Below are 3661 nucleotides of genomic sequence, written 5' to 3'. Positions count from 1 at the left end.
GTTAATCTGTGGCTCTATCATACTATTTCTTTGAGGGATAGTGCGTAAGTTCTAATAAATTATCAATGTATGTAAAGTATTGCCTCGAGGCTCGTATATAATAGATAACAAATAATTTATGGCTTTAGATTGAATTGCCCTTGTATCTATCAATGTTGTTACCATATATAATAGATAAAATTTTTTTATGGTCTGCTGGCATAATGCAGTCCTGAGTCGATAAGTAGGTCTACATAGTTATGTTGTCAAAAATAATCGGAAGCGTAGTTGGTACTAAGAACGATCGTGAACTAAAACGTATGCGTCAAATTGTCGCAAAAGTAAATGCTCATGAAGCAGCAATATCTGCCCTGACAAATGAACAGCTTCGAGATAAAACAGCAGAATTCAAAAGTAGGTTTGATGCAGGAGCCAGCTTAGACTCTCTATTACCAGAAGCTTTTGCGGTTTGTCGTGAAGCTTCAGAGCGTGTGCTTGGTATGCGCCACTATGATGTGCAGATTATCGGTGGTATTACCTTGCATGAAGGTAAAATTGCAGAGATGCGTACAGGTGAAGGTAAAACCTTAATGGCAACGTTAGCCATTTACCTAAATGCGATTAGTGGTAAAGGCGTTCATGTGGTTACCGTGAACGATTACCTAGCTGCCCGTGATGCTGAGTTAAATCGTCCCTTATTTAGCTTCTTAGGTCTAACTGTGGGAATTATTTATTCTCAGCAGCCGCCACATGAAAAAATTGAAGCTTATCAAGCTGATATTACTTATGGTACCAATAACGAGTATGGTTTCGACTACCTACGCGATAACATGGTATTTAGTTTAGCCGATAAAAAACAGCGATCTTTGAACTATTGCATTATTGATGAAATTGACTCAATTTTAATTGACGAAGCACGAACGCCTCTTATTATTTCTGGTCAAGCAGACGATTCTTCTGCGACTTATGCTTTGATTAATAAAATTATACCGCGTCTAAAACGTTCAAAAGATGAAGAAGCGAATAAAGAAAATGAAGATGGTGACTTTTGGATTGACGAGAAGAACCGCTCAATTGAAATCAGTGAGAAAGGCTACGAAAAGATTGAGTCTTTTTTAATTGAAGTCGGAGAGCTTGGTGAAAACGAAAGCTTATACAGTCCAATACGCTTGCCATTACTGGCTCATGTTCAAGCTGCTATTCGTGCGCATCATATTTTTGTAAAAAACATCCATTATATCGTTGAAGATGGGGAAGTCATCATTGTTGACGAAAATACTGGTCGTACCATGCCAGGTCGTCGTTGGTCAGAAGGCTTACACCAAGCGGTTGAAGCCAAAGAAGGGGTAGAGATACAAGCTGAGAACCAAACCCTAGCGACCACTACTTTCCAGAACTATTTCCGTCTATACAATAAGCTTTCAGGCATGACTGGTACTGCCGATACTGAAGCTGCAGAGTTTAAGTCAACTTATGATATTGATGTGGTAGTTATTCCTACTCATATGCCTATTGCTCGTATTGACTTAGATGACCAAATTTTCTTAACGAAGCTGGGTAAATACAAAGGTATTATCCGTGAAATTAAAGAAATTCAATCAAAAGGTGCACCTGTTCTAGTAGGTACTGCCACCATCGAGGCCAGTGAAGAGTTATCTTACCTGTTGGATCAAGAAGGCATTAAACATAATGTACTAAATGCCAAACAGCATGAACGCGAAGCAGAAATTATTGCTCAGGCTGGTAGTCCAAAAGCGGTAACTATTGCCACTAACATGGCAGGTCGAGGTACTGATATTATCTTGGGTGGTAACTGGCAAGCACATATTACTGACCCAGAGAGTGTCAGTCCAGATGAAATGAAGCGTCTGAAACAAGCTTGGCAAATAAAGCATGATGAAGTTCTAGCGGCTGGTGGCTTACATATTATCGGCTCTGAGCGCCATGAATCACGTCGTATTGACAACCAACTACGTGGCCGTGCTGGTCGTCAGGGAGATCCTGGTCAATCACGCTTCTTTTTATCATTAGAAGATGACTTAATGCGTATCTTCGCTGGTGACCGTGTGGTAAATATGATGCGTGCCATGGGTCTAAAAGAAGATGAGGCTATTGAGCATAAAATGGTTTCACGCTCTATTGAAAACGCCCAAGGTAAAGTAGAAAGCCGTGACTTTGATGCACGTAAAAACTTACTTAAATATGATGACGTGGCCAACGATCAGCGTAAAGTTATTTATTCTCAGCGTGATGATTTATTGGCAGAAGCAGACTTAAAAGATGCGATTGAAGATATGCATCGTGACGTCTATGATGCTTTGATTAGTCAATTTATTCCACCAGGGTCTATTGATGATCAATGGAATATTGATGGCTTAGAAGATGAGTTGGAAAGCGAGTTTAAATACTACTTGCCTATTAATGATTGGCTAGATGAAGACCGTCGTTTGGATGAGGAAGGTCTTCGTGAAAAAATCATAGAAACCGCCATTGAGCGTTATCGTGATCGTCGTGATCAAATGTCTCCTGAGAATGCAGCCCAGCTTGAGCGTCACTTTATGCTACAAAGCTTAGATCGCCATTGGAAAGAGCATTTAACACAAATGGATCAATTGCGCAAAGGTATTCATTTACGTGGTTATGCCCAAAAAGACCCACAGCAAGAATATAAACGTGAGTCGTTTGAATTATTTCAAATGATGCTAGGCGCGATTAAGTCAGATACGGTTCAAGATTTATCACGCGTCCATATTCCGACTAAAGAAGAGTTAGAGGCAATGGAAGCTGAACGTTTGGCTCAAGCTGAACGTCAACGTATGATGTTTGAACATGATGAAATAGACAGTCTAACTGGTGAACGTCATAATGATCCAGAAGTAGCCGCATTAAATCAAATGCAACACAATACTAGACAAATGGGTGGAACTAACGCATCACAAGCTAAAGGTGAAAATCCATATGAAGGTATGAATATCAGTCGTAATGCACCTTGTCCTTGCGGGTCTGGGCTAAAATATAAACAATGTCATGGCAAAATATAACAGATATCAAAGTGGTTTTATTTTTGAACTATTAGCGAAATATAAGTAATCAAATAAAACAACTGAAAAGGTTAGGGTTTTAATATTTACTAGTAAGATATGCATATAAAAGGAGAATGACTATGATAGGCACAAAACAATCTATGAAGTTAGTGGTATTAACTTCAATGGTAGCTGCAGTAATGGGACTTACCGCCTGTCAAAAAAAGTCAGAAAAAGCTCCTGAAACGAAGGTTGATACAGACGTTCCAATGTCTGCTGAACCAGCTGAAAATAATGATCCTGTTATCGTTGCAGATGACCTTGACGATGTTGATGCTCGATCAGCGAGTCTTGAACAAGAAGATATAAATAAAGCACAAGGCCAATCTGATGATGCTATGGATGATCCTGAACAAGATACTCAGCAACCTGATTTAAACGACACACAACCGGCTACAAAAGAATCTGTACCCAACTAATAGTCTTTACGTCTTCTAATATTGCATTGACCTTATGGCATGGGTCATATATCTTTATTTAGAATTTATAAGATTTTATGAAGCTCGTAAAAAAAAGCCAGCAAATTATTGCTGGCTATTTTTATGTCTTTGTCCCGTCCTAAAATAAGTTTACGAAAAGGAAGCTTATAAATGGACAAA

2 protein-coding genes are annotated in these 3661 nt (G+C 39.1%); both read left to right on the top strand.

From position 1 onward, the window contains the following. Positions 1 to 239 precede the first annotated feature (239 nt). On the top strand, positions 240 to 3020 hold the full coding sequence (secA, locus tag QZ265_RS10170) for a preprotein translocase subunit SecA (RefSeq protein WP_296405857.1): 2781 nt from the start codon (positions 240 to 242) through the stop codon (positions 3018 to 3020). A 122-nt stretch (positions 3021 to 3142) separates the two neighbouring features. After that, positions 3143 to 3481: a hypothetical protein gene (locus tag QZ265_RS10165; protein WP_296405856.1), complete on the top strand. Its 339-nt coding sequence runs from the start codon at positions 3143 to 3145 to the stop codon at positions 3479 to 3481. Positions 3482 to 3661: the final 180 nt, after the last annotated feature.

The organism is Psychrobacter sp. (genome assembly GCF_018260395.1).
In the GTDB taxonomy this organism is placed as follows: domain Bacteria; phylum Pseudomonadota; class Gammaproteobacteria; order Pseudomonadales; family Moraxellaceae; genus Psychrobacter.
Note: the sequence above shows the minus strand (reverse complement) of the source record. Positions and strands in the feature narration are given on the sequence as shown.